The 24,433-nt window shown below is 71.2% G+C and carries 22 protein-coding genes; 11 read left to right on the top strand and 11 right to left on the bottom strand.

What is annotated here, in order from left to right:
- Positions 1–110 precede the first annotated feature (110 nt).
- Together ACFW22_RS04635 and ACFW22_RS04630 are read right to left on the bottom strand one after the other, a co-directional pair.
- Positions 111–563 (bottom strand): pyridoxamine 5'-phosphate oxidase family protein, encoded by a 453-nt coding sequence (locus tag ACFW22_RS04635; protein WP_386398792.1) that lies wholly within the window; start codon positions 561–563, stop codon positions 111–113.
- Positions 564–706: 143 nt separating this feature from the next.
- A complete protein-coding gene (locus ACFW22_RS04630) occupies positions 707–1,366 on the bottom strand; it encodes a response regulator (protein ID WP_386398790.1) in 660 nt (219 codons plus the stop codon).
- 339 nt (positions 1,367–1,705) lie between these two features.
- Here ACFW22_RS04630 and pdhA point away from each other — a divergent pair, with 339 nt between their 5' ends.
- The 5 genes from pdhA to ACFW22_RS04605 all read left to right on the top strand — a co-directional run bounded on the left by pdhA (position 1,706) and on the right by ACFW22_RS04605 (position 7,411).
- Positions 1,706–2,896, top strand: coding sequence for a pyruvate dehydrogenase (acetyl-transferring) E1 component subunit alpha (gene pdhA / locus ACFW22_RS04625; protein WP_384882961.1), 1,191 nt, complete (start codon positions 1,706–1,708; stop codon positions 2,894–2,896).
- 2 nt (positions 2,897–2,898) lie between these two features.
- Positions 2,899–3,879, top strand: a complete 981-nt coding sequence (locus ACFW22_RS04620) for an alpha-ketoacid dehydrogenase subunit beta (RefSeq protein ID WP_384882963.1) — start codon at positions 2,899–2,901, stop codon at positions 3,877–3,879.
- Positions 3,880–3,911: 32 nt separating this feature from the next.
- A complete protein-coding gene (locus ACFW22_RS04615; RefSeq protein WP_386399053.1) occupies positions 3,912–5,270 on the top strand; it encodes a dihydrolipoamide acetyltransferase family protein in 1,359 nt (452 codons plus the stop codon).
- Between the two features lie 165 nt (positions 5,271–5,435).
- A complete protein-coding gene (locus tag ACFW22_RS04610) occupies positions 5,436–6,098 on the top strand; it encodes a GntR family transcriptional regulator (RefSeq protein WP_386398786.1) in 663 nt (220 codons plus the stop codon).
- A complete protein-coding gene (locus ACFW22_RS04605; protein WP_386398783.1) occupies positions 6,095–7,411 on the top strand; it encodes a nitrate/nitrite transporter in 1,317 nt (438 codons plus the stop codon). The genes ACFW22_RS04610 and ACFW22_RS04605 overlap by 4 nt, the downstream gene beginning before the upstream one ends.
- 101 nt (positions 7,412–7,512) lie before the next feature.
- On the opposite strand, the gene ACFW22_RS04600 is transcribed toward ACFW22_RS04605, so the two are convergent.
- On the bottom strand, positions 7,513–8,340 hold the full coding sequence (locus ACFW22_RS04600; protein WP_386398780.1) for a maleylpyruvate isomerase family mycothiol-dependent enzyme: 828 nt from the start codon (positions 8,338–8,340) through the stop codon (positions 7,513–7,515).
- 155 nt (positions 8,341–8,495) lie between these two features.
- Between ACFW22_RS04600 and ACFW22_RS04595 the strand changes: the two genes are divergently transcribed.
- Together ACFW22_RS04595 and ACFW22_RS04590 are read left to right on the top strand one after the other, a co-directional pair.
- Complete coding sequence (locus ACFW22_RS04595; RefSeq protein ID WP_386398776.1) at positions 8,496–9,299, top strand: carbon-nitrogen family hydrolase; 804 nt, start codon at positions 8,496–8,498, stop codon at positions 9,297–9,299.
- A 25-nt stretch (positions 9,300–9,324) separates the two neighbouring features.
- Positions 9,325–9,981: an SMI1/KNR4 family protein gene (locus ACFW22_RS04590; protein WP_386398773.1), complete on the top strand. Its 657-nt coding sequence runs from the start codon at positions 9,325–9,327 to the stop codon at positions 9,979–9,981.
- Between the two features lie 7 nt (positions 9,982–9,988).
- Here the strand turns inward: ACFW22_RS04590 and ACFW22_RS04585 are convergent, their stop codons facing one another.
- On the bottom strand, positions 9,989–10,480 hold the full coding sequence (locus ACFW22_RS04585; RefSeq protein ID WP_386398770.1) for an LURP-one-related/scramblase family protein: 492 nt from the start codon (positions 10,478–10,480) through the stop codon (positions 9,989–9,991).
- 155 nt (positions 10,481–10,635) lie between these two features.
- On the opposite strand from ACFW22_RS04585, the gene ACFW22_RS04580 reads away from it, so the two are divergent.
- Positions 10,636–12,450 carry a thioredoxin-like domain-containing protein gene (locus ACFW22_RS04580; protein ID WP_386398767.1) on the top strand — a complete coding sequence of 605 codons (1,815 nt, stop codon included), beginning with the start codon at positions 10,636–10,638 and terminating at the stop codon, positions 12,448–12,450.
- A gap of 92 nt (positions 12,451–12,542) precedes the next feature.
- Here the strand turns inward: ACFW22_RS04580 and dacB are convergent, their stop codons facing one another.
- From dacB to ACFW22_RS04545, 7 genes are all read right to left on the bottom strand, one after another.
- On the bottom strand, positions 12,543–14,174 hold the full coding sequence (gene dacB / locus ACFW22_RS04575) for a D-alanyl-D-alanine carboxypeptidase/D-alanyl-D-alanine-endopeptidase (protein WP_386398763.1): 1,632 nt from the start codon (positions 14,172–14,174) through the stop codon (positions 12,543–12,545).
- A gap of 309 nt (positions 14,175–14,483) precedes the next feature.
- On the bottom strand, positions 14,484–15,791 hold the full coding sequence (locus ACFW22_RS04570) for a M18 family aminopeptidase (RefSeq protein WP_386398760.1): 1,308 nt from the start codon (positions 15,789–15,791) through the stop codon (positions 14,484–14,486).
- Positions 15,792–15,992: 201 nt separating this feature from the next.
- Complete coding sequence (locus ACFW22_RS04565) at positions 15,993–17,822, bottom strand: acyl-CoA dehydrogenase (protein WP_386398757.1); 1,830 nt, start codon at positions 17,820–17,822, stop codon at positions 15,993–15,995.
- A gap of 180 nt (positions 17,823–18,002) precedes the next feature.
- Positions 18,003–18,551 carry a hypothetical protein gene (locus ACFW22_RS04560; RefSeq protein ID WP_386398755.1) on the bottom strand — a complete coding sequence of 183 codons (549 nt, stop codon included), beginning with the start codon at positions 18,549–18,551 and terminating at the stop codon, positions 18,003–18,005.
- Between the two features lie 69 nt (positions 18,552–18,620).
- On the bottom strand, positions 18,621–19,187 hold the full coding sequence (locus tag ACFW22_RS04555) for a hypothetical protein (protein ID WP_386398754.1): 567 nt from the start codon (positions 19,185–19,187) through the stop codon (positions 18,621–18,623).
- Positions 19,184–21,100 (bottom strand): alpha/beta hydrolase, encoded by a 1,917-nt coding sequence (locus ACFW22_RS04550; protein WP_386398752.1) that lies wholly within the window; start codon positions 21,098–21,100, stop codon positions 19,184–19,186. The genes ACFW22_RS04555 and ACFW22_RS04550 overlap by 4 nt, the downstream gene beginning before the upstream one ends.
- A gap of 5 nt (positions 21,101–21,105) precedes the next feature.
- On the bottom strand, positions 21,106–21,531 hold the full coding sequence (locus ACFW22_RS04545) for a hypothetical protein (protein WP_386398750.1): 426 nt from the start codon (positions 21,529–21,531) through the stop codon (positions 21,106–21,108).
- 158 nt (positions 21,532–21,689) lie between these two features.
- Between ACFW22_RS04545 and ACFW22_RS04540 the strand changes: the two genes are divergently transcribed.
- The 3 genes from ACFW22_RS04540 (at position 21,690) to ACFW22_RS04530 (ending at position 24,427) form a co-directional block, all read left to right on the top strand.
- Positions 21,690–22,181, top strand: coding sequence for an SseB family protein (locus tag ACFW22_RS04540; protein ID WP_384872647.1), 492 nt, complete (start codon positions 21,690–21,692; stop codon positions 22,179–22,181).
- Positions 22,182–22,308: 127 nt separating this feature from the next.
- Positions 22,309–23,271 carry a pirin family protein gene (locus tag ACFW22_RS04535; RefSeq protein WP_386398749.1) on the top strand — a complete coding sequence of 321 codons (963 nt, stop codon included), beginning with the start codon at positions 22,309–22,311 and terminating at the stop codon, positions 23,269–23,271.
- 85 nt (positions 23,272–23,356) lie between these two features.
- Positions 23,357–24,427 carry an AI-2E family transporter gene (locus ACFW22_RS04530; protein WP_386398748.1) on the top strand — a complete coding sequence of 357 codons (1,071 nt, stop codon included), beginning with the start codon at positions 23,357–23,359 and terminating at the stop codon, positions 24,425–24,427.
- Positions 24,428–24,433 lie beyond the last annotated feature (6 nt).

Raw genomic sequence — 24,433 nt, 5'->3', positions numbered from 1 at the left:
GGGGACCGGAGGGCGGGGCGTCCGGTTTCGAGGGCCCCGGGGAACGGCGGAGGGTTTCCGGCCGGTGACGAGAGTGTTTCAGATGAGCGCAACACTCACCAAATGTTAGATCACGCTGCGTGGTGGAGATGTCGCTCTGTGGAAGGGGAGGGGGTGGCGGGTGCCTTCGTCCCGCTCGGGTAGTCGAGCGCGTGCACCGTCACGAACTGGGGCTCGATCCGCATGTAGACCGCCTCGTAGGGCTCGCCGTCCACCCGTTCGGGCTCGGGCCCGAAGGCCGCCAGCTGCTCTTCGGTGGGCTCGACGATCTCGGCGGTGCCGGTGAACTGCACGGACCAGATGTTCTCGGCCCCGGACTCGAAGTTGTCGGCACCGTACGCGACGACGCTCCCGTTGCAGGCCCGGTGGTAGCCGAGCCCCCGGTGCATCCGCAGCAGGACGCGGCCGTCGGCCACGATGTGGCGGGCGGGGGCGACGAACGGCATCGCCCGCATGCTCGTCGCCACCCGGCCGTACGACACGCGGCTGAGCAGATCGATGGCGCGGATCTCGTCGGTGGACATGGCTTCCACTCTCCGCCACCGGCACCGGGTCGGGAAAGGGGCCCCTGCCCCGGTTCGGCGGGGACGTAGGTCCCGAATGCGGGCCGTCGGCCCGGCCTGGTCCGTACGGGGGAGGCAGGGGTCCGCCCCGGGCCCCGCAGCTGTCAGTGGCGCTCGGCCTGGAGCCGCGCCACGTACGCCGCGGCCTGCGAGCGCCGCTCCATGCCCAGCTTGGACAGCAGGCTGGAGACGTAGTTCTTGATGGTCTTCTCCGCGAGGTGGAGCCGTTCGCCGATGACCCGATTGGTCAGGCCCTCGCCGATCAGATCCAGGATCTTGCGCTCCTGATCGGTCAGACGGGCGAGCTTGTCGTCGCCCTTCGGATTGTTGCCGTCACGCAGCCGTTCCAGGACGCGGGCGGTCGCCACCGGATCGAGCAGCGATTTGCCGGCGGCCACGTCCCGCACCGCGTTGAGCAGTTCGTTTCCGCGAATGGCCTTGAGGACGTATCCCGAGGCCCCGGCCATGATCGCGTCGAAGAGCGCTTCGTCGTCCGCGTAGGACGTCAGCATCAGGCACTTGATCGAATCGTCCTGTGACCGGATTTCGCGGCACACCTCCACCCCGCTGCCGTCCGGCAGCCGGACGTCCAGCACCGCCACGTCGGGGCGGGTCGCGAGGATCCTGACCAGGGCGTCCGCCGCCGTCCCGGCCTCGCCGACGACCTCGATGTCGTTCTCCACGGAGAGCAACTCGTGAACGCCGCGCCGGACGACTTCATGGTCGTCCAGTAGAAATACCCGGATTTTTCCTTCTTCGCGCACGCAGTCAGTCTCACATATTGGGTCTTCCGGCGCCCGGGGTGCGCGGGATAACGTGCCGGGTGTTCCGACGACGGCGTCGGGTCGTTGTCCGTGCGCTGACCAGCAGCGCATCCCCCTTTTTCTCGATTTACTTGGAAATCCAAGCAAAATCGCAGGTCAAGTGGGGTTTCGCGGGAATGCCGCGCAATGGGTAACGTGCCTATGACGACGCTCGCCGGGGCACCTGTCACGCCCGACTCCGGCCGCGTCGCACCCACCCCGTGCGAAGGTACGGACAAGGCGGAGCCGCACTGGCCCCACCGGCGAACCCGGGGGCCGGACCGACGGAGGAGCACGCACGTGACCGTGGAGAGCACTGCCGCGCGCAAGACGACGCGACGCAGCAGCGGCACCAAGCGCACCGCAAGCGCGAGCACGAGCACCACCAAGAAGGCGACGGCGAAGAACGCCGAGGCCTCGGAGCCCGAGCTCGTTCAGCTGCTGACGCCCGAGGGGGAGCGCGTCCAGCACCCCGAGTACGACATCGATCTGAGCGCCGAGGAGCTGCGCGGTCTCTACCGCGACATGGTCCTCACCCGCCGCTTCGATGCCGAGGCGACGGCCCTGCAGCGTCAGGGCGAGTTGGGCCTGTGGGCCTCGCTGCTCGGCCAGGAGGCCGCGCAGATCGGGTCCGGTCGTGCCCTGCGCGACGACGACTACGTCTTTCCGACCTACCGGGAGCACGGCGTCGCCTGGTGCCGCGGGGTCGATCCGACGAATCTGCTGGGGATGTTCCGCGGTGTGAACAACGGCGGCTGGGACCCCAACAGCAACAACTTCCACCTCTACACGATCGTCCTCGGCTCGCAGACCCTGCACGCCACCGGCTATGCCATGGGCATCGCCAAGGACGGCGCGGACTCCGCCGTGCTCGCGTACTTCGGCGACGGCGCTTCCAGCCAGGGCGACGTGAACGAGTCGTTCGTCTTCTCCGCGGTCTACAACGCTCCCGTCGTGTTCTTCTGCCAGAACAACCAGTGGGCCATCTCCGAGCCCATCGAGAAGCAGACGCGCGTCCCGCTCTACCAGCGCGCCCGCGGCTTCGGCTTCCCCGGCGTCCGCGTCGACGGCAACGACGTCCTCGCCTGCCTGGCCGTGACCCGTTCGGCCCTGGAGCGTGCCCGCCGGGGCGAGGGCCCGACCCTCATCGAGGCCTTCACCTACCGGATGGCCGCCCACACGACCTCCGACGACCCGACGCGCTACCGCCGCGACGCGGAGCGGGAGGCCTGGGAGGCCAAGGACCCGATCCAGCGGCTCCGGACGTACATGGAGAACGAGGGCCACGCCGACGCGGCCTTCTTCGAGGCGCTGGAGACGGAGAGCGAGGAGCTCGGCAAGCACGTCCGCGAGGTCGTCCGCGCCATGCCCGTTCCGGACCACATGGCGATCTTCGACAACGTGTACGCGGACGGGCACGCGCTCGTCGACGAGGAGCGCGCGCAGTTCGCCGCTTACCAGGCGTCCTTCGCGGACGGAGAGGCCGAGTAATCATGGCTGTTCAGAACCTTCCCCTCGCGAAGGCGCTCAACGAGTCGCTGCGCAAGGCCCTGGAGAGCGACCCCAAGGTCGTCATCATGGGCCTGGACGTCGGCAAGCTCGGCGGCGTCTTCCGGATCACCGACGGGCTGCAGAAGGACTTCGGCGAGGACCGCGTCGTCGACACCCCGCTCGCCGAGTCCGGCATCGTCGGCACCGCGATCGGCCTCGCCCTGCGCGGCTACCGGCCGGTCGTGGAGATCCAGTTCGACGGCTTCGTCTTCCCGGCGTACGACCAGATCGTCACCCAGCTGGCGAAGATGCGGGCCCGCTCGCTCGGCACGGTGAAGATGCCGGTCGTCATCCGCATCCCGTACGGCGGCGGCATCGGCGCCGTCGAGCACCACTCCGAGTCCCCCGAGTCGCTCTTCGCGCACGTCGCGGGCCTCAAGGTGGTCACCCCGGCGAACTCCTCCGACGCCTACTGGATGCTCCAGCAGGCGATCCAGAGCGACGACCCGGTCATCTTCTTCGAGCCCAAGCGCCGCTACTGGGACAAGGGCGAGGTCGACACCGAGGCCATCCCCGGCGAGCTCCACAAGGCCCGCGTCGCCCGCCAGGGCACGGACCTCACCCTCGCCGCCTACGGCCCGATGGTGAAGACCTGCCTGGAGGCCGCGGCCGCCGCGGCCGAGGAGGGCAAGTCGATCGAGGTCGTGGACCTGCGCTCGATCTCCCCGCTCGACTTCGACACCATCCAGGCCTCGGTCGAGAAGACCCGTCGCCTGGTCGTCGTCCACGAGGCCCCGGTGTTCTTCGGCTCCGGCGCGGAGATCGCCGCCCGGATCACCGAGCGCTGCTTCTACCACCTGGAGGCCCCCGTCCTGCGGGTCGGCGGCTACCACGCGCCGTACCCGCCGGCGCGCCTGGAGGAGGAGTACCTGCCGGGCCTGGACCGCGTGCTCGACGCCGTCGACCGCTCGCTGGCGTACTGAGGAGAGCACCCGTGACCATCCGCGAATTCAAGATGCCCGACGTGGGCGAGGGCCTCACCGAGGCCGAGATCCTCAAGTGGTACGTCCAGCCCGGTGACACCGTCACCGACGGGCAGGTCGTGTGCGAGGTCGAGACGGCCAAGGCGGCCGTGGAGCTGCCGATCCCCTTCGACGGCACCGTCCACGAGCTGCTCTTCCCCGAGGGCACGACGGTCGACGTCGGCCAGGTCATCATCTCGGTGAACGTCGGCGGCGAGGCGGCCCCCGCGGCCCCCGCGACCCCGGCCCCCGCCGTGGTCGAGGCCCCCGTGGCCGAGGAGCCCGAGCCGGAGGGCCGCCAGCCGGTCCTCGTCGGCTACGGGGTGTCGGCGGCCTCCACCAAGCGCCGGGCCCGCAAGACCGCCGAAGCCGTCTCCGTTCCCTCGGTGCCGGAGCAGCTGAACGGCCATGCCGCCGCGGCGGCCCGTCCGCTGGCCAAGCCGCCGGTGCGCAAGTTGGCCAAGGACCTCGGCGTCGACCTGGCGACGGTCACCCCGACCGGTCCGGACGGCATCATCACCCGGGACGACGTGCACCGGGCGGCCGTCCCGGCGCCCGCTCCGGCTCCCGTGGCCGAGGCTCCGGCCCCCGCCTCGGCTCCGGCCCCCGTGGTCGAGGCCCCGGCCCCCGCGCTCACCGGCTCCTCCGACGCCCGTGAGACCCGCATCCCGATCAAGGGCGTGCGGAAGGCCACGGCGGCGGCGATGGTCGGTTCGGCCTTCACCGCGCCGCACGTCACCGAGTTCGTGACCTTCGACATCACGCGCACGATGAAGCTGGTCGAGGAGCTCAAGTCCGACAAGGACATGGCCGGACTGCGGGTCAACCCGCTCCTCCTCATCGCCAAGGCGGTCCTGGTCGCGGCCAAGCGCAACCCGGACATCAATGCGGCCTGGGACGAAGCGGCGCAGGAGATCGTCCTCAAGCACTACGTGAACCTGGGCATCGCCGCGGCCACCCCGCGCGGTCTGATCGTGCCGAACATCAAGGACGCGCACGCCCAGACCCTGCCGGAGCTCTCGAAGTCCCTGAGCGAGCTGGTCGCCACCGCCCGCGAGGGCAAGACGACCCCGGCGGCCATGCAGGGCGGCACCTTCACCATCACCAACGTCGGCGTCTTCGGCGTGGACACCGGTACGCCGATCCTCAACCCCGGCGAGTCCGCGATCCTCGCGGTCGGCGCGATCAAGCTCCAGCCGTGGGTCCACAAGGGCAAGGTGAAGCCGCGACAGGTCACCACGCTGGCGCTCTCCTTCGACCACCGCCTGGTCGACGGCGAGCTCGGCTCCAAGTTCCTGGCGGACGTCGCCGCGATCCTGGAGAACCCGAAGAGGCTCATCACCTGGGCGTAGTGGCGAGGTTCGTCCGTTTCACGTGAAACATCCGGCGGTGGCCCATGCCACCGCCGGATGCGTTTCCGCCTCCTGCAGCAGGGACGGGACGCCGTCGGGCAACGGTCCCGTCCGCGATGCGGACGGGACTGCTCCTTGGACCCCTGTTGTATCTAAGCTGTGCCCATGCCCCCGCCAGCGCTCTCGTCCACCAGGCAGCCCCCCGCCGCCGACCGCGTCTACGCCCACGTCAAGCAGGCCGTGCTCGACCGGCGCTACGAGGGGGGCACCCTCCTCACCGAGGGCGAACTCGCCGAGGCCGTCGGGGTGTCCCGGACCCCCGTCCGCGAGGCACTGCTCAAGCTGGAGATGGAAGGGCTGCTCAAGCTCTACCCCAAGAAGGGCGCCCTCGTCCTCTCCGTCTCCGCACAGGAGATCGCGGACGTCGTCGAGACCCGCCTGCTCGTCGAGGAGTTCGCCGTCCGCCGGGCCGTGCCCGCCTCCCCCGCCCTCATCGAACGGCTCGAAGAACTCCTGGAGGAGCAGAAGCGGCGCGCCGCGGCAGGCGACCTCGCCGAGGTGGCCGTCACCGACCGCTGCTTCCACGCCGAGATCGTCCAGCACGCCGGCAACCAGATCCTCGCCCGGCTCTACGACCAGCTCCGTGACCGGCAGCTGCGCATGGGCGTCGCCGTCATGCAGGCCCATCCCGACCGGGTCGCCAAGAACATCACCGAACACGCCGAGATCCTGGACCGGATCAAGGACGGCGACGCCGAGGGCGCCGCCCACCACGTGCGCCGCCACCTCGGCCGGGTCAGGGTCCTGGTCCGGGGTGAGGACCGTTGAGCGGCCGCAACGGCCACGGCTCCGCCGCCTCCCTGCCCGGCGACCCGCCCGGCGGGCGGCGCGCCGCCCTCGTCTGGGGCGTCGGCGTCGCCGTCTACTTCGTCGCCGTCATCTTCCGCACCTCCCTCGGCGTCGCGGGACTCGACGCCGCCGACCGCTTCGACGTCAACGCCTCCGCGCTCTCCACCTTCTCCATCCTCCAACTGCTGGTCTACGCGGGCATGCAGATACCCGTCGGCCTCATGGTCGACCGGCTCGGCACCAAGAAGGTCCTCGCCCTCGGCGTCACCCTCTTCACCGTCGGCCAGCTGGGCTTCGCGCTCTCCCCCTCGTACGGCACCGCGCTCGGCTCCCGCGCCCTCCTCGGCTGCGGCGACGCCATGACCTTCATCAGCGTCCTGCGCCTCGGCAGCCGCTGGTTCCCGGCCCGCCGCGGCCCGCTCATCGGCCAGGTCGCCGCCCTCTTCGGCATGGCCGGCAACCTGGTCTCCACCGTCTTCATCGCCCGCGCCCTGCACGGCCTCGGCTGGACGACCACCTTCGTCGGCAGCTCGCTCGCGGGCGTCCTCGTCCTCGCCCTGCTGCTGCTCTTCCTCAAGGACCACCCCGAGGGACACGAACCGGAGCCCGTCCCGCACGCGGGCATCGCGTTCGTCCGGCGCCAGATCGCCGAGTCCTGGCGGGAGCCCGGAACCCGGCTCGGCATGTGGGTGCACTTCACCACCCAGTTCCCGGCCATGGTGTTCCTGCTGCTCTGGGGACTGCCGTACCTCGTCGAGGCACAGGGACTGTCCCGGTCCGCCGCCGGAACGCTGCTCACCCTCGTCGTGCTGTCCAACATGGTCGTGGGCCTCGCCTACGGCCAGATCATCGCCCGCCACCACGCGGCCCGCGCCCCGCTGGCCCTCGGCACGGTCGCGGCCACCGCACTGCTGTGGGGGGCCACCCTCGGCTACCCCGCCGACCACGCACCGATGTGGCTGCTCGTCACCCTCTGCCTGGTCCTCGGAGCCTGCGGCCCCGCCTCGATGATCGGCTTCGACTTCGCCCGCCCGGCCAACCCGCCGGAGCGCCAGGGCACCGCGTCCGGCATCGTCAACATGGGCGGTTTCGTCGCCTCGATGACGACCCTGCTCGCGGTCGGCGTCCTGCTCGACGCGACGGGCGACGACTACCGGATCGCCTTCTCCTCCGTCTTCGTCCTGGAAGCCCTCGGCGTCGTGCAGATCCTCCGCCTCAAGGCCCGCACCCACCGCAGGGAACGGGAACGGCTCGTCGCCAGCCGGGTGGAGGCCGTGCACGTGCCCGTCTGAGGCGGGGACGTGCACCCCCCGCCGCGGAGGACGTCAGGACCCACCGGACACCATCGGAGCCCTGCCGACACCGGCGACGTCCCCCCGGGCGGGCACGACGGTCAGCGGGGCGTCACCGCGAAGTTGTCGAGTATGGCGCGGGCCAGGTCGGCGTCACCCTCCGTCTTGACCTGATCCGCCACCTCGGCCGGCCGGACCCGACCGCAGGCCAGCCGCACGAACGTCTCCCAGTCCGTCGCCAAGCTCACCGCGGGACCCAGCGACGGCGCCCCGTCCACCGACCCCCGGCCCTCCGCATCGACCCGTATCGTCCGCAGGAACTCCACCGGCCCGGTCACATCGAGCACCACCGCCGACGAAGCCGGCGCCCCCGCGTCCTTCGCGACCGCCTTCGGCAGCGCCTCCAGCAGCACGTCCCGGGTCACGAGGGCCCCCGCGGAGTCCAGGTTCCCCGGCGCGTTGAGCGCCGTCCGAAGGTCCTGCTCGTGCACCCACACGTCGAAGGCGCGCATCCGATAGGCCAGTTCGAGGGACTGCTCGGCCCCGAGGGGAGCACGGATCAGGTGCTCGGGGGAACGGTTCTCGTTGCGGAGCTGCCGGGCCCGCCGGATCAGGATGTACTCCAGCTCCGAGGTCATCTCCGGGGCGGTGTGGTGCCGCCGCACATCGACCTGGACCTCCATGTAGCGGGAGAAGTCGCTGCGCACGTGGTAGAGGTCGCGCGGCAGCGAGTGGATCGGCCGCGGATCGCCGAGCATCTCCGTCTCCATGCCGATCACATGGGACACGACGTCCCGCACCGACCAACCGACACAGGGCGTCGGCCGGTTCCACTCGCTCTCCACGAGGGGCTGCACCAGCTCGGCTATCGCCTCGATGGAGTGGGTCCAGGCGTCGGCATAATTCTGGAGGCTGGGATGGACGGTCACGGGACCCCTCGGCGGTTCTTCGGTGCGCGGGCTGAAAACACGACTGGGTGGGAGGCTCGGACGCTAAGTTACGCTGCCCGAAGGCACACCGGCAGTGCTTTCGTGTGACGATCGTAGGCCGGTCTTGACGGCTCGAATGCCAGGACGGTGGTAGTGTGCGCGCCTCGCTGATCCAGATCGCGGTAGACCCGGACGAACCGGTCGATGCCCGTCGTGCCCGCGCGGCACGTCTCGTACGGGAGGAATCCGGCCGCGCCGACCTCGTCGTCCTGCCGGAGCTGTGGACCGTCGGCGCCTTCGCATCCGAGCTCTTCGCCGCCGAGGCCGAGCCGCTCAACGGCCCGACCCACCGGGCGATGGCAGCCGCCGCCAGGGACGCCGGGGTCTGGCTGCACGCCGGCTCCTTCGTCGAAACGGAGGGCGGTGCCCTCTACAACACCTCGCTCGTGCTCTCGCCCGACGGCGAACTCGTCGCCTCCTACCGGAAGATCCACCGCTTCGGCTTCGACAAGGGCGAGGCCGTCATGATGGCCGCCGGCGAAGACCTGGTCACCGTCGACCTCCCGCACCTCACCGTCGGCGTCGGCACCTGCTACGACCTGCGCTTCCCGGAGCTCTTCCGCGGCCTGGTCGACGCCGGCGCCCAGGCCTTCGTCGTGCCCGCCGGCTGGCCCGCCCTCCGCCGCGCCCACTGGACCCTCCTCGCCCGGGCACGAGCCGTCGAGAACCAGGCGTACGTCCTCGCCTGCGGCACCGCCGGCACCCACGCGGGCGTGGAGCAGGCCGGGCACTCGCTCGTCGTCGACCCCTGGGGCGAGACCCTCGCGGAAGCCGGACCGGACGAGGAGGTCCTCCGCGTCGTCCTCGACCCGGCGAAGGTCCGGACGACCCGGGAGCAGTTCCCGGCGCTCAAGGACCGCATCCTCGGAATCGCGCCGCCGCACACCCGCCACGCCTGAGACGGCCAGGAGGAGACCGCATCCCGTGAACGACCACGACGGGGCCGTCGGTGCCTTCGCCGCGCTTTCGGCCCGCCGCCCCGAACCCACCCCCGAACAGCGGGCGGCACTCGCCGCCGGCACCGGCCTCTCCACCCTCACCGCCCTGGTGCCCCCGCCCACCACCCCCCGGCTCGGTCCGCACGACTGGGCGTGGTTGTACGAGCGCCTCGGTACCCGCCTCCCCACCGAGTACGTCCGGCTGATGGAGGCCTACGGCGCCGGCGAATGGTGCCAGTGGCTCCGCTTCCAGGTTCCACGGGGCACCGACTCCTACGACCTGGCGCCCTGGGCCGAGTGGTACGCCGACTGCTACCGGGGCCTGCGCGCCGACCACCCCGCCTACCACCCGCTCGCCGCCTGGCCGGAACCGGGCGGTTTCCTGCCCTTCGCCGACTCCATCGACGGCGACCAACTGTGCTGGCTCACCGAGGGCGACGAACCCGACGCCTGGCCGCTGGTCGTCGTCCCGCGCCATGCCGGTCAGGGCCCACCGCTCACCGGCACCCTCGTCGAGACCCTCCTCGCCTGGCTGCGCGGTCACCTGCACGTGGAAGGACTGCCCCGCCCGGTGCGCCCCGACGAGGACCCGCTGGACGTCATCGACTTCGAGCAGTTCGAGGAGGAGACCGACGGGCGATGACGGCCCGCTACTCCTCCCGCTCCCGCTCCGACATCCTGATGACGCACACGGCGACCGCGATCTGGAGGGCCGGGTCGGCGTCCTCGCGGACCACGTTCACCGCGTAGGTGTCGCGGATGCGGAACCACTGCCTGGAGATGTGGGCCAGGAGTTCCCCCTCGTACTCGACGATGAACTCCCGGTCCAGGATCCGGCCGCTGACGTCCAGTTCGGTGCCGTCGACGAGCGTCACCCGGTAGTGGTTGCGGAGCAGGGAGAGCCGCTTGCGGCGAACGGTCGCGAGGGGCCGCTCGTCCCGTTCGACGGTCATCGTGTCCCGGAGGCTGAACACCTTCTGCCGCAGCGTGATCAGGACCTGGCCGTCGGGGTCCTTCAGTTCCAGGGTGTCGCGCAGCCGCAGGGCCTTGCCGTCGACGAGGAAGGCGTGGCGGCCCCGCTCGTCCTCGATCCAGTAGTCGTCACCGATCGCGAAGATCTTGTCCCGCACGAGATATTTCACGGGCCCATGTCTGCCCCGGCCCGGCGGCTTCCCAACCGGGCCGGGGGGTGAACCCGCCCCGCCGGTCCCGTCTGCCCGCCGGTCCCGTCCGCCCCGCTCCACCGGTCTCCCCCGGGCGGTGACCGTCCGCCGGGCGCGGATGGCAAGCTTGAAGGATGAACGATGCTGCCCCGGCGCCCACCCCTGCGCCCGCACCCCGCAAGCGTGCCCGTGTCCGTGCCCCGGAGCTGATCGGCAAGGGCGGCTGGATCAACACCGGCGGGAAGGACCTGAAGCTCGCCGACTTCCGAGGTCGCACATTGATCCTCGATTTTTGGACCTTCTGTTGCATCAACTGCCTGCACGTCCTGGACGAACTCCGTGACCTGGAGGAGAAACACCGCGACACGCTCGTGATCGTCGGGGTGCACTCGCCGAAGTTCGTGCACGAGGCCGATCACCGGGCCGTCGTCGACGCCGTCGAGCGGTACGAGGTGCACCACCCCGTGCTCGACGACCCCGAGCTGGCGACCTGGAAGCAGTACGCCGTGCGGGCCTGGCCGACGCTCGTCGTGATCGACCCCGAGGGGTACGTCGTCGCCCAGCACGCGGGTGAGGGGCACGCCAACGCGATCCGGACGCTCGTCGAGGAGCTGGAGGCCGAGCACGAGGCCAAGGGGACGCTGCGGCGCGGGGACGGGCCGTACGTGCCGCCCGAGCCCGTCGCGACCGACCTCCGGTTCCCCGGCAAGGCGATCGGACTCCCGTCCGGGAACTTCCTGGTCTCCGACACCACCCGGCACCAGCTCGTCGAGCTGGCGGAGGACGGCGAGACCGTGGTGCGGCGCCTCGGGGAAGGAGTCTTCCGGGAGCCGCAGGGCCTGGCACTGCTCCCCGACGGAAAGGTCGTCGTCGCGGACACCGTGCACCACGCCCTGCGGACCTACGACCCGGAGAGCGGGGCGATCGAGCTCGTCGCCGGCACCGGGAAGCAGTGGTGGCAGGGCTCCCCCACCTCCGGGCCGGCGCTCGACGTCGACCTGTCCTCGCCGTGGGACGTGGCCTGGTGGCAGGGCAAGGTGTGGATCGCCATGGCCGGCGTGCACCAGCTGTGGACCTACGACCCGCAGACCGGGACCGTCGAGGTCGCGGCCGGCACCACCAACGAGGGGCTCGTCGACGGGCCCGCCGCCGAGGCCTGGTTCGCACAGCCCTCCGGGCTGGCCGCCGCCGGGGACCGGCTGTGGATCGCCGACTCGGAGACCAGCGCCCTGCGGTGGATCGACACCGACCTGGTCGTCCACACCGCCGTCGGCACCGGCCTCTTCGACTTCGGCCACCGGGACGGGGCCGCCGACCAGGCGCTGCTCCAGCACCCGCTGGGCGTCACCGCCCTCCCCGACGGCTCGGTCGCCGTCTCCGACACGTACAACCACGCGCTGCGCCGCTTCGACCCGGCGAGCGGCGAGGTCACCACCCTCGCCACGGACCTGCGCGAGCCGAGCGACGCGGTCGTCGTCGACGGGGACGTCGTGGTCGTCGAGTCGGCCCGGCACCGGCTGACCCGGCTGCGGCTGCCGGAGGAGGCCGTCCAGGTCGAGTCGGTCGCCCACCGCACGCAGCGGGAGGCGACGGAGGTCGCTCCGGGCCGGCTCCGTCTCGACGTGGTCTTCCAGGCGCCGCGCGGCCAGAAGCTCGACGAGCGGTACGGCCCGTCGACCCGGCTCCTGGTCTCCTCGACCCCGCCGGAGCTGCTGAGCTCCGGCGAGGGCACGGGCACGGACCTGTTCCGGGAGCTCGACGTCGACCCGGAGGTCGCGGAGGGCGTGCTGCACGTCTCGGCGATGGCCGCGTCCTGCGACGACGACCCGGCCAACGAGTACCCGGCCTGCCACGTGCACCAGCAGGACTGGGGGGTTCCGGTGCGGATCACGGCGGACGGGGCGACCCGTCTGCCGCTGGTGCTGGCGGGCCTGGACGAAGAGGGCTGACCCGTGGTTCCGGTGAGGTGAACGGGCCCCGGGGCAGAGCGCACGGCTCTGCCCCGGGGCCCGTCGTCGTTCGGCGGTGCGGCGGGGTGGACTCAGGACGCCCTGGGGCCGCCGTGAGGGCCGCCGTGAGGGTGGCCGGCGGCCTGCTGCTGGAGCAGTGCGGCGATGGTGTTGACGTCGTCGCCGATCTCCAGCAGGCCGTCGACGTTCGCCGCCGAGGCCCCGTTGACGCCGACGAAGAAGGTGTGCAGCCGTCCGTGACGGGCCACCAGATAGCCGGCGAGGGTCTGTGCGCCCACGCCGTACCGCTGGTTGAGGGCGTCGCCGCCGGCGACCGTGCCGGTCTTCGCGAAGACCTTCCCCTTGGCGGGGCAGGCGGTGCAGGAGAGGGCGAGGCTCCCGTCGACCCCGAGGATCGGCAGGGCGGTGCGGAAGCGGTCCGCCTCGGGGGTGCGCAGCCAGTGGCGCAGGATCTGGTGGAGCGCGACCGGGGTCGCCCGGTCCACCGGGTCTCCGCCGCGGCCGTCCGCGAGTTGGATCTGGGTGGGGTCGACGTCGGCCCGCTGGAGGAACGACCGGAGCACCGGGAAGCCGTCCTCGCAGTCGCGGCTTCCGGTCGCGGTGGCCATGGTGCACAGGGCGAGGTTGGCGCCGAGGTTGTGGCTGACCTTGAGGATCAGCTTGGCGTACTCGGCGTAGACCGGGGAGACGTACGCCGCGACCCGCTGGCCCCCGACCGGAGCCGGCGGGAGCGAGGAGACCGGGTTGGGGCCGGTCGGGGCGGCCGTGACGCGGACGCCCGCGCGGGCGAGCGCTTCGATCAGGGCCGTGCGTCCGAAGGCCGAGGGGTCGTTGACCGGGGAGATCCGCAGGACGGGCGGGGAGCCGGCGGCGACGGTCCCGGAGAGCGTGATGCGGGTGCCGTCGGCGGAGGCGGACACCTGGATGTCGGTGGTGCCGCCGGCGGGCACCGTGCGGACCGTGGAGGTCACCCGGTAGGGGGCGACCTGCGGGCGCCAGAGGAGTTCGGCCGGCTCGCCCGGGCTGGTCGGCGTGGTCAGCAGGTCGATGACGTTGTCGTTGACGATGAGCGGGGACGGGCGGGGGTCGAGGTCCGGCCGGGCGAAGAGGCGGTCGTCGACGACGACGTCCCCGTTGACCTCGGTGATGCCCGTGGCGCGGACCTGCCGGGCCAGGGAGTCGAGCCCGGCGAGCGGGTCCTCGGGGGTGAGGGTGGCGCCGGGGATGTCATTGGCGTAGGTGTGGTCGATGGTGGTGAAGTCCACGGTGCCGTCGGGCTTGGTGCGCCCGCCCATGGTGAGGTCGCCCTGGGCGACCAGCACCAGGCTGCCGCGCAGGACGGAGCCCCGGCGGGTGCCGAGGGCCTGCACCGGGGTGGTGAAGCGGTGGTCGCCGCCGAGGGTGTCCCAGGCGCCGGAGACGGAGAAGAGCTTCTCCGCGGATCCGGGGATGAAGAACTGGTGGGGGTACATCGAGTGGAAGACCCGGCCCGTTTCGGGGTCGGTCTCCAGGAGGCCCCACTGGGCGTGCGCATAGGCCGGCTTGTCCATGATCGCGGTGATCGCCGGGTCGAGGGGGCCGTGCGGTGCGGGGGGCGGGCCGGTCGTGGCACGCGCAGCGGTGGTGGTGGTCGTGCCGGTGAGGGCGGCGAGGACCGCGGTGACGATGCCGAGGACTCGCCATCCGCGCAGGGGTGATCGCACTGTTCCGTCCGTTCGGGAGGCGGGACGTGGAAGGCCCGGAGACCGAATGGCTCCCGTGGGGACGGCGGTCAGCGGGCACGCCCGGTGCACGCTAATCCGGTGGATCGGAGGGCGGGCGGTGGCGGTGCGGCGTGTGGCGCATCGGGGCGCCCGGCTCATTCGACTGGCCGAGCGGCGTCCGGGGCGGGCGTCGCCGAGGGGGCGTTCGGGTGCGGGGACGGCCGAGCGGCCGTCCCCGCCGTGGTGGCGGGGACGGCCGCTCGGCCGGGGTGGCTCCCGAGGTCAGGGACGGCTCCGGGGGCCGTCCGGTCAGCCCTCCAGGAAGGCCACCAGGGCGTTCGCGAGGAGGTACGGGTCGTCCGCGCCGCAGAGTTCGCGGGCGCTGTGCATGGAGAGGATCGCGACGCCGATGTCGACGGTCGTGATGCCGTGGCGGGCGGCGGTGATCGGACCGATCGTGGTGCCGCAGGGCATGTCGTTGCTGGAGACGAAGGACTGCCAGGGCACGCCCGCCTTCTCGCAGGCGGCGGCGAAGACCGCGCGGCCGCTGCCGTCGGTGGCGTACCGCTGGTTGACGTTGACCTTGAGGATCGGGCCGCCGTTGACGCGCGGGTGGTGCGTCGGGTCGTGGCGCTCCGCGTAGTTGGGGTGGACGGCGTGGCCGGTGTCGGAGGAGAGGCAGACGGTGCCGGCGAGGGCGCGGGCGCGGTCCTCGTAGGAGCCGCCGCGGGCGTAGACGGAGCGCTCCAGGACGTTGCCGAGGAGGGGGCCCTGGGCGCCGGTGTCGGCTTCGGAGCCGTTCTCCTCGTGGTCGAAGGCGGCGAGGACCGGGATGTACGGGAGGTCCTCGCGCCCCGCGAGGGAGGCGAGCGCGGCGGTGGCCGCGTGGACGGAGAGCAGGTTGTCCATGCGCGGTCCGGCGAGGAGTTCGCGGTCGCGGCCGAGGTAGGCGGGGGCGTCGACGGCGTGGACCATGAGGTCCCAGCCGCTGACGTCCTCGGCGTCGACGCCGGCCTCGGCGGAGACGAAGGAGATCAGGTCGCCCTCGTGGACCTCGCCGATGCCCCAGATGGGCTGCATGTGGCGCTGGCGGTCGAGCTTGAGCCCGTCGTTGGCCTGGCGGTCGAGGTGGATGGCGAGCTGCGGGACGCGCAGCAGCGGCCGGTCGACGTTGACGAGGTGGTGGCTGCCGTCGCGGAGGGTGAGGCGGCCGGCGAGGCCGAGGTCGCGGTCGAGCCAGGTGTTGAGGAGGGTTCCGCCGTAGATCTCGACGGCGACCTGGCGCCAGCCCTGGGCGCCCATGTCGGGCTGCGGCTTGACGCGCAGGTTGGGGGAGTCGGTGTGGGCGCCGACGATCCGGTACGGGGTGTGGGCGGCGGCGCCTTCCGGCACGTACCAGGCGATGATCGCGCCGCCGCGGATCAGGTACTTCCCGCCGCTGGTGGCGTCCCAGGCCGCGGTCTCCTCGACGCGGCGGAAGCCGGCCTTCTCCAGCCGCTCGGCGGTGCTCGCGACCGCGTGGTACGGCGAGGGGGAGGCCGTCAGGAAGGCCATCAGGTCGTCGGTGTGGGCGCGGTCGAAGGGGCCGGCGCCTGGGCGGGAAGCTGCGCTGCTCATGGGCCCCACCTTACGCAGGCGTCGGTATGCGGATACGGGGTCCCGCAAGAAGGGACGCGGGACGGCCGCTGCGGGCGTCGGCCGGGGCCCCGGGCACGGGTCCGCCGGGGCGGGGCGGGGCGGGGGCGAACCTCCGGAAAGGGCGGAACGGCCCGCCCCCCTCCCCGGGGACGGGCCGTTCCTTGAAGGACGGGGAGCGTCTTAGAACGCGGCCTCGTCCAGGTCCATCAGCGAGCCGTCGACGGCCTCGGCGAGGGCGCGCTCGGCGGTGACGCCGGGCAGGACGTTGGCGGCGAAGAACTTCGCGGCCGCGATCTTGCCCTGGTAGAAGGCGACGTCCTTGCCGGTGGCGCCGGCGGCCAGCTTCTCGGCGGCGACGGCCGCGCTGCGCAGCAGCAGGTAGCCGACGACGACGTCGCCGGAGGCGAGCAGCAGGCGGGTGGTGTTGAGGCCGACCTTGTAGATGTTCTTGACGTCCTCGCCGGTGGCGGTGAGGTCGGTGATCATCGTGCCGACGATGCCCTCCAGGTCGACGGCGGCCTTGGCGAGCGCGTCGCGGGCCTCGGCCAGCTCCTCGCCGCCGGTGCCGACCGCGAGGAACTTCTTGATCTCCTCGGACAGCGCGTTCAGGGAGGCGCCCTGGTCGCGGACGATCTTGCGGAAGAAGAAGTCCTGGCCCTGGATGGCGGTGGTGCCCTCGTACAGGGTGTCGATCTTGGCGTCCCGGATGTACTGCTCGATCGGGTACTCCTGGAGGAAACCGGAGCCGCCGAAGGTCTGGAGCGACTGCGCGAGCTGCTCGTAGCCCTTCTCGGAGCCGTAGCCCTTCACGATCGGCAGGAGCAGGTCGTTCAGGCCGTGCAGCGCCTTGGCGTCCTCGCCCGCGGCCTCCTTCAGCTGGATCTCGTCCTGCACGGTGGCCGTGTAGAGGACGAGGGAACGCATGCCCTCGGCGTACGCCTTCTGCGTCATCAGCGAGCGGCGGACGTCGGGGTGGTGGGTGATGGTGACCTTGGGCGCGGCCTTGTCCATGAAGTTGGCCAGGTCGGTGCCCTGGACGCGCTCCTTGGCGTACTCCAGGGCGTTGAGGTAGCCCGTGGAGAGGGTGGAGATCGCCTTCGTGCCGACCATCATGCGGGCGAACTCGATGATGAGGAACATCTGGCGGATGCCGTCGTGCTTGTCGCCGATCAGCCAGCCCTTGGCGGGGTGCTGGTCGCCGAAGGTCATCTCGCAGGTGTTGGAGGCCTTGAGGCCCATCTTGTGCTCGACGTTGGTGGCGTAGACGCCGTTGCGCTCGCCCAGCTCGCCGGTCTCCCAGTCGAACTCGTACTTCGGGACGAGGAAGAGGGAGAGGCCCTTGGTACCGGGGCCGGCGCCTTCGGGGCGGGCGAGGACGTAGTGGAGGATGTTCTCCTCCATGTCGTGCTCACCGGAGGTGATGAAGCGCTTGACGCCCTCGATGTGCCAGGAGCCGTCCTCCTGCTGGACGGCCTTGGTGCGGCCGGCGCCGACGTCCGAACCGGCGTCGGGCTCGGTGAGGACCATGGTGGAGCCCCAGCGCTTCTCGACCGCGATCCGGGCGACCTTCTTCTGCGCCTCGTTGCCCTCGTTGTAGAGGATGCCGGCGAAGGCCGGGCCGGAGGAGTACATCCAGATGGCCGGGTTCGAGCCGAGCAGCAGCTCCGCGTAGGCCCAGATCAGGGAGCGCGGGGAGACGGTGCCGCCGATCTCCTCGGGGATGCCCAGGCGCCAGTACTCGGAGTCCATGAAGGCGTTGTACGACTTCTTGAAGGTGGCCGGGACCGGGGCGGTGTTGGTCTCGGGGTCGAAGACCGGCGGGTTGCGGTCGGCGTCGGCGAAGGACTCCGCGAGCTCGTTCTCGGCGAGGCGGCGGATCTCGTCCAGGATGCTCTTGGCGGTGTCGACGTCCATCTCCTCGAACGGACCGGTGCCGTACACCTTGTCGCGGCCGAGGACCTCGAAGAGGTTGAACTCGATGTCGCGGAGATTCGACTTGTAGTGCCCCATGGCGACGGCTCCGTAAGGCTCGGGGAGGCAGGTTCCTCGTACACGTGCGTGTGCTGGGCTCCCGGGTACGGGCGTACTACCGGTGAGTAGCGCACGCTCTCTACGATGATGCTACCCACCGGTAATAAAGGCAACCCCTATCCGGACATCTGTGACACGGGCCGCACTGCGGCGGGCGCGTCAGTAGTGCTCGACCGTCTGGCCCTCGGGGACCTGGTAGCAGCCGGAGACCACGTCGATCCTCAGCATCGGCGGGTTCGTGTCCCCACCGCTGTCCTTGCGCCAGAAACTGACGTGCACGCCGAACTTCCGCTCGTCGTGGTCCGCGGTGAGCTCCAGGTTCTCGGACGGGCTGCTGTCGGGCCCATAGCCCACGATCTTCCAGCCGTGCCGGGGCAGCTCGACCTTCAGCCGCTCCATGGCCCGGGCCAGTTCCTCGTCCGTACTCGCCGTGAGGCTCCAGGGGTGGAATACCTTGTAGAACCTCTCGCGGTCCAGGCCCCGGCAGGGCTGGACCCCGGCACCGGCCTTGGACGCGCTCCCCTGGACGCCGATCAGGTCGTAGATCTCGCTCGACACCTTCTTGGTCTCGGCATTCACCTCGTCCTGGTCGCGGACTCCGACGACCTTCGGCTCGTCGGTCTTGGCGTCGCCGCCGTTGGACATGCTGCACCCCGTGAGCGTGAGAAGCGCCGCCGCGGCGAGAGCGCCGGCCCGAACATTGATCAACAGTGACCACCTTGCTGTACTTGCCAGTGACGACCGCCGCCTGGTTGTCGGTGACCCTCCCGTGCCCCCTCAGTCACCCACCTCGTACGCGGGGTCCACGTAGCACGGTGAGGTCACCGAGACCGAGAGGCTGTCGCGGGAGGCCTTCTCCCACTTCGAGGCGTTCTCGTACGTCGAGGGGAGCAGCAGCTCGATCGTCGCCGTGTGGTGCTCCTTCTCGTGCTCGACGTCCAGCTGGAGCTGCTCGGCCTCGGACTTCGCCGGCTCGAAGCGCCGGACCTGCCAGCCCTTGGCCGGCAGGTCCCGGTGCAGGACCTCCATCGCCTGCTTCAGGGCGTCGGCGGTCGGCGCGTACATCGACCAGAAGTGGCGGACGCGGAAGCCGTGGTCCACGCCGTCGCAGGGCGCGGCGTCGGGGGCGCCGTTGTTCGCCTCGCGCAGGCCCGCCGCGTCGAAGATCGCGCTGGACTGGACGCGGACCAGGTCCTTGGCCTCGGCGACCGTCTTGCGCTCCGGCTCGTAGGGCAGGCCGCTGCTGCCGTCGTTGCTCATGGTGCTGCATCCCGTCAGGAGGAGGAGAGCGGTGGCCGCGGCGGCGAGCGTGCCGCCGCGCGCCGCGGAGGAGCGGAGGGTCACTGGTGGGTCACTTCCTTGTACCGGCCGGTGACGACACGGGCCTGGTTGTTCAGGCTCTCGGTGCCGTTGTCCCAGTAGCCGCTGTGACCGCGGGAGCCGTCCGTGGCCACGATGTGCGCGCCGAAGTCGGGGTTGGTGGGGGTCAGGGGCTTCACGACGCTCATGCCGTCGCCGTCGAGCCACGAGGGCAGGACGTCGATGTCGACCTTCTTCGGCGCGTGGCCCCAGCCGCCGATGTCCGGCACCGGGTCGCTGGTGACGAAGGGGATGTTGAAGCCGCCGTACTTGTCGTCGGTGAGGGAGCCGAGCGGGGCGGGCAGGTGCAGCCCCTTGAGGTACGGGTCGCTGTCGGCCTCCGCCGCGTACACGTGGCCCTTGGGCACGTCCAGGTCGGTGGCGCTGCCCACCTGCATGCCGGGACTGCCCGCCACGAAGACGTCATCGGCGTGCAGCGTTCCCTGGCGGGCGGCGGAGCCGATGACCGTGGAGCCGTAGCTGTGGCCGGTGACCGTCAGATGCGAGGGGTCGCCCTGGTGGGTGGCGCGCAGGCCGTCCACGAAGTTGTTCAGCTTGGGGGCGCCGTCGTCCGCGTAGTGGCTGAAGGGCGCGTCCTTGACGATGTCCTGCGGGGCGTCGTAGCCGAGCCAGGTGATCGTGGACACGCTCTGCCCGTCGGCCAGGTTGTCGCTGGCCCGCCAGAGGGTCTCCATGCGCTTGATGTCGCCGCCGATGCCCTCCAGGTTGGACGTGGTGCCGGGCACGTACATCGCGGTGTGCGTGGCGGTGTCCGGATTTCCGTTGGCGACGATCGCGTGCCCGTGGCCCTGGGTGTCGAAGCCAAGGAGGTACGCCTCGGGCAGCGGTTTCTCGCCGGGCTTCTCGACCCTTCCGCTGCGGTCGAAGCGGTCCTGGATGGCGTTCATGCCCTTCAGGTCCGCTTCCAGCTCCTTCTTCCGGTCGCCGTACTCGTCGTTCCACTCCCGCCACTCGGGGTTCTTGATGACCGCCGGGTAGGAGCCGTTGGGGTTCGGCAGGTACTCCTGGGGCTGCTTCGGGATGGCGTTGAGGTCGAGCTGGGTCTGGGCACGGGTCTCCGCGAGGACCATCCGGTTGGCGTCGTCCCGGACCGCGGAGGGGAGGCCGTCCAGGGCGCCGATGGAGGCCGGGTAGAGCGTCGCGTACTCGTCGCGCTGCTCCTGTGCGAGGCCGTTCCACCAGTCGGCGTTCTCCTTGGGGGACTTGCCGCGGGGGATCTCGCCGTCGTCGGCGTACCTGCCGGCGGCCTCCTGCATCGCCTTGGTGTCCCTGGCGGCGTCGGCCAGCGTCTCGTCGCTGACGGTGAGGCCGGGCCCGGCCTTCAACTTGCGCAGGACGGAGGCGTAGCGGCCGTCGATCTCGTTGGCCTCGCGGACGGCGTCGCCGATGCGCTGGGCGATGTCCTCGGCCTTGCCCTTGTTGGCGTCGGCGCTGCCGATCCCCTCGGCCTTGCCGGGGAGGTACGGGACGGGGGCGCCGTCGTGCGCGGTGTTGCTGCCCGGAAGGAGGACGGACGACTGGATCGGGTAGGTCACCGTCCCGTCGGCGTTCACGGTGAACTTCAGGTTCTCCGCGTCCTCCAGTGCCTGCTTCAACTTCTTCTGTGGAGCCGCGAGTTCGGACGCGAGTCCGTTGAGCGCGGTGCGGATGAGCCCGCACTCGGTGTGCAGGTACTGGTAGTTGCGGGAGAGCTGCTGGACGTCGCCGCCCGCCTTGTTCGCGGTCTCGCCCTTCTGGGTGTCGTGGATCTTCGCGAACATGCCGTTGTCCACGCGGTCCTTGTCCGCATTGGCGCGGGAGCTGACCTTGCCCCAGCCGTCGGCGGCGTCGGTGTACTCGTTCAGCTTCGCGTCGCGCAGTTGCTGCCAGGTGGGCACGGCGGTCAGCCCTCCTTCTTCGGGCCGGGGTGCTTGTCGCCCTCGGCGGCGATCTTCCGCCGGGTGTCCAGCTCGCGCTCGCCGAAGTCGCGCCCGGCGGCCTTGAGCGCGCCTTCGAGGCGCTCGCACTCGTCGCGGACGTGGGTGAGGCGGGTCTTCCAGGTGCCGAGGACCTCGCCGAGGGCGGCGGAGGAGTCGAAGCCCGCGGTGTTGCCGCCGACGCCCTCGTTCGCGGTGTCGAGGTCGGTGACCGAGGCGGCCGTGGAGGCCTTCAGTTCGCCGGCCGTGTTGCCGGCGCCGTGCCAGGGGCCCACCTCGGCCTTGAGGTCGGGGCCGCCCCCGCCCCCGCCGTCGGGTGCGGGAAGCCCCGCGAGGGCCATCGCCGCGGGCTGCTCGCCCATGATCTCCTGCCATCTGGCGTCGAGCGCCATCTGTCACCCCCGTGGTGGCCGGATTGCTTCCGCGAATCTAGCAAGGGTCTCCGCGGCGTGCGAAGAAGAGTGCGACGGGCATCCGTGCGACTGCGGTGCGGGCCCCTCTGGTTCCCGTACCGGCTTCCCCCCGCCCCGGCGCTCGATAGTCTGGGCGCATGTACGGCTACGACCAGAATCCGGGTGCCCAGCAGCAGTACGGCCAGCCGCCCCAGCAGGGGCAGTACGCGCCGCCGCAGGCCGGCATGCAGGGCGGGTACGGGCAGCAGGCCCCGCTCTATCCGGAGCCGTCCCCGCCCTCCCTCGCCGACGCCGTGCGCGCCTTCACGACGGGCACCCTGGCCGCCGAGGACTTCCAGCAGGTCTTCGCGACCTCGAAGGTCTACTGCCCGCGCGGGGACAACCCGGGCTTCCTGGCCCTGCACAACACCCAGCAGCCGGTGATCCCGATGTTCACCTCGCTCAAGGAGCTGCGGCGGTACGCGGGCAAGGAGTCCAAGTACTTCGTGATCACCGGCGCCGAGGTGATCGACCTGCTGCCGACGGGGTACGGCTTCGTCCTCGACATGGAGGGCGACCACCGCATGGTCTTCGACGCGAAGGCCGTGGAGCAGATGGTCGACTTCGCGATGCGGCGGATGTACGGCTGACCGAGGCTGGACGTGCTGGAGAGGGCGCCCGGGAGGAATTCCTCCCGGGCGTTCCGCGTTCCAGGTGACAAGAAGTTCACTGTTCAACTAAAGTGGATGCACAAGGTCGCACCTAGGAGGTCCGGTCATGCCCGCTGTGACTGTCGAGAACCCGCTCACCCTGCCGCGCGTCGCCGCCCCGGCCGACGCCGTCTCCCGCCCCGTGCTCGCCGTCACCACGGCCCCCCAGGGGTTCGAGGGCGAGGGCTTCCCGGTCCGCCGGGCGTTCGCCGGGATCAACTACCAGTACCTCGACCCGTTCATCATGATGGACCAGATGGGCGAGGTGGAGTACGCGCCCGGAGAGCCCAAGGGCACCCCCTGGCACCCCCACCGCGGCTTCGAAACCGTCACCTACATCATCGACGGCACCTTCGACCACCAGGACTCCAACGGCGGCGGCGGCACCATCACCAACGGCGACACCCAGTGGATGACCGCCGGCTCCGGCCTCCTCCACATCGAGGCCCCGCCGGAGTCCCTCGTCGTCAGCGGCGGCCTCTTCCACGGCCTCCAGCTGTGGGTGAACCTGCCCGCGTCCGACAAGATGATGGCCCCCCGTTACCAGGACATCCGCGGCGGCCAGGTCCAGCTCCTCACCTCCCCGGACGGCGGCGCCCTGCTCCGCGTCATCGCCGGCGAGCTCGACGGCCACCAGGGCCCCGGCATCACGCACACCCCGATCACGATGGTCCACGCCACCCTGCGCCCGGGCGCCGAGATCACCCTGCCCTGGCGCGAGGACTTCAACGGCCTCGCGTACGTGCTCGCCGGACGCGGCACGGTCGGAGCCGAGCGGCGCCCGGTCCACCTCGGCCAGACCGCCGTCCTCGGCAAGGGCGGCGCCCTCACCCTCCGCGCCGACGAGAAGCAGGACGGCAACGCGCCGGACCTGGAGGTCGTCCTCCTCGGCGGCCGGCCCATCCGCGAGCCCATGGCCCACTACGGCCCGTTCGTCATGAACACCCAGGCCGAACTCCGGCAGGCCTTCGAGGACTTCCAGGCCGGCCGCCTGGGCACCGTCCCCGCGGTCCACGGGATGGGCGAGTAGGACCCCCACCGCCCGTTGACGGACCGTCACCCGTACGGTCCGCCAGCGGGCGACGACACGCCGACGGGCATGGTCCGGTGGTCGGGTGCAGACGAGTGGAGCGCCCCTCCTTCCCGAACCCGCCCGCCGGTTCGCCGCCTGGTGCGCCGTCCTGCTGCTCGCCGCCGGGGTCGCCGCCGTCTTCATCTGGCTCTGCGTCGTCTTCAAGACGGCCGTCACCCCCGTCCTGCTCGCGATCCTCGGCACCGCCCTGCTCGGCCCCCTCTACCGGCGCCTGGTGCGGATGAAGGTCCGCACCTCGCTCGCCGCCGCGCTCACCGTCCTCGCGGTCCTCCTCGTCGTCGGCGGGGCCACCTACATCGTGGTCCTCGCCCTCGTCGAGACCGGCGACCAGATCATCGCCTCCCTCCGACAGGTCGCCGTCGGCATCGCCGAGCACCTCGGCGCGGCCGGGACCTCCCTGGACGACCTGGCCGAGAACGCGAAGACCCTCCTGGAGAGGTTCGGCGGCACCGCCGCCTCCGGGGTCATCAGCGGCATCAGCGTCGTCGGCGAGATGCTCGCCATCGGCGTCCTCGCGCTGCTGCTCATCTTCTTCTTCCTGAAGGACTCCGACCGGGCCGTCGACACCCTGCGCTCCCTCGCCCCCCGCGCCACGGGCGACCTCGTCGAGGCCATGGCCCGCCGCGCCTTCGAGGCGGTCGAGGGCTTCATGCGCGGCACCACCTTCGTCGCGCTCGTCGACGCCTTCCTCATCGGCACCGGCCTGCTCGTCCTCCAGGTGCCCGGCGCGGTGGGGCTCGCCGCGCTCGTCTTCGTCACCGCCTACATCCCCTACCTCGGAGCCTTCCTGTCCGGTGCGATCGCCGTCCTGGTCGCCCTGGCCGACCGGGGCTTCGTCATCGCCCTGTGGGTCTTCGGCATCGTCCTGGCCGTCCAGGCCATCGAGGGCAACGTCCTCCAGCCCGTCGTGCAGAGCCGCACCGTGCAGATGCACCCCGCCGTGGTCATGCTGGCCATCACCGCGGGCGCGTCCGTCGCGGGCATCCTGGGCATGCTCCTCGCCGTACCGCTGACGGCTGCGGCGACGGGCGTCCTCGGCGAGCTGCGCACCCGCTACGGAGCGCGTCCCGAAGCCGCGGAGGAGCCGCCCTAGCCGTAT

It is taken from the genome of Streptomyces sp. NPDC058872, from assembly GCF_042743065.1.
Taxonomy (GTDB): domain Bacteria; phylum Actinomycetota; class Actinomycetes; order Streptomycetales; family Streptomycetaceae; genus Streptomyces.
This window is presented reverse-complemented; position numbering and strand designations above follow the sequence as displayed.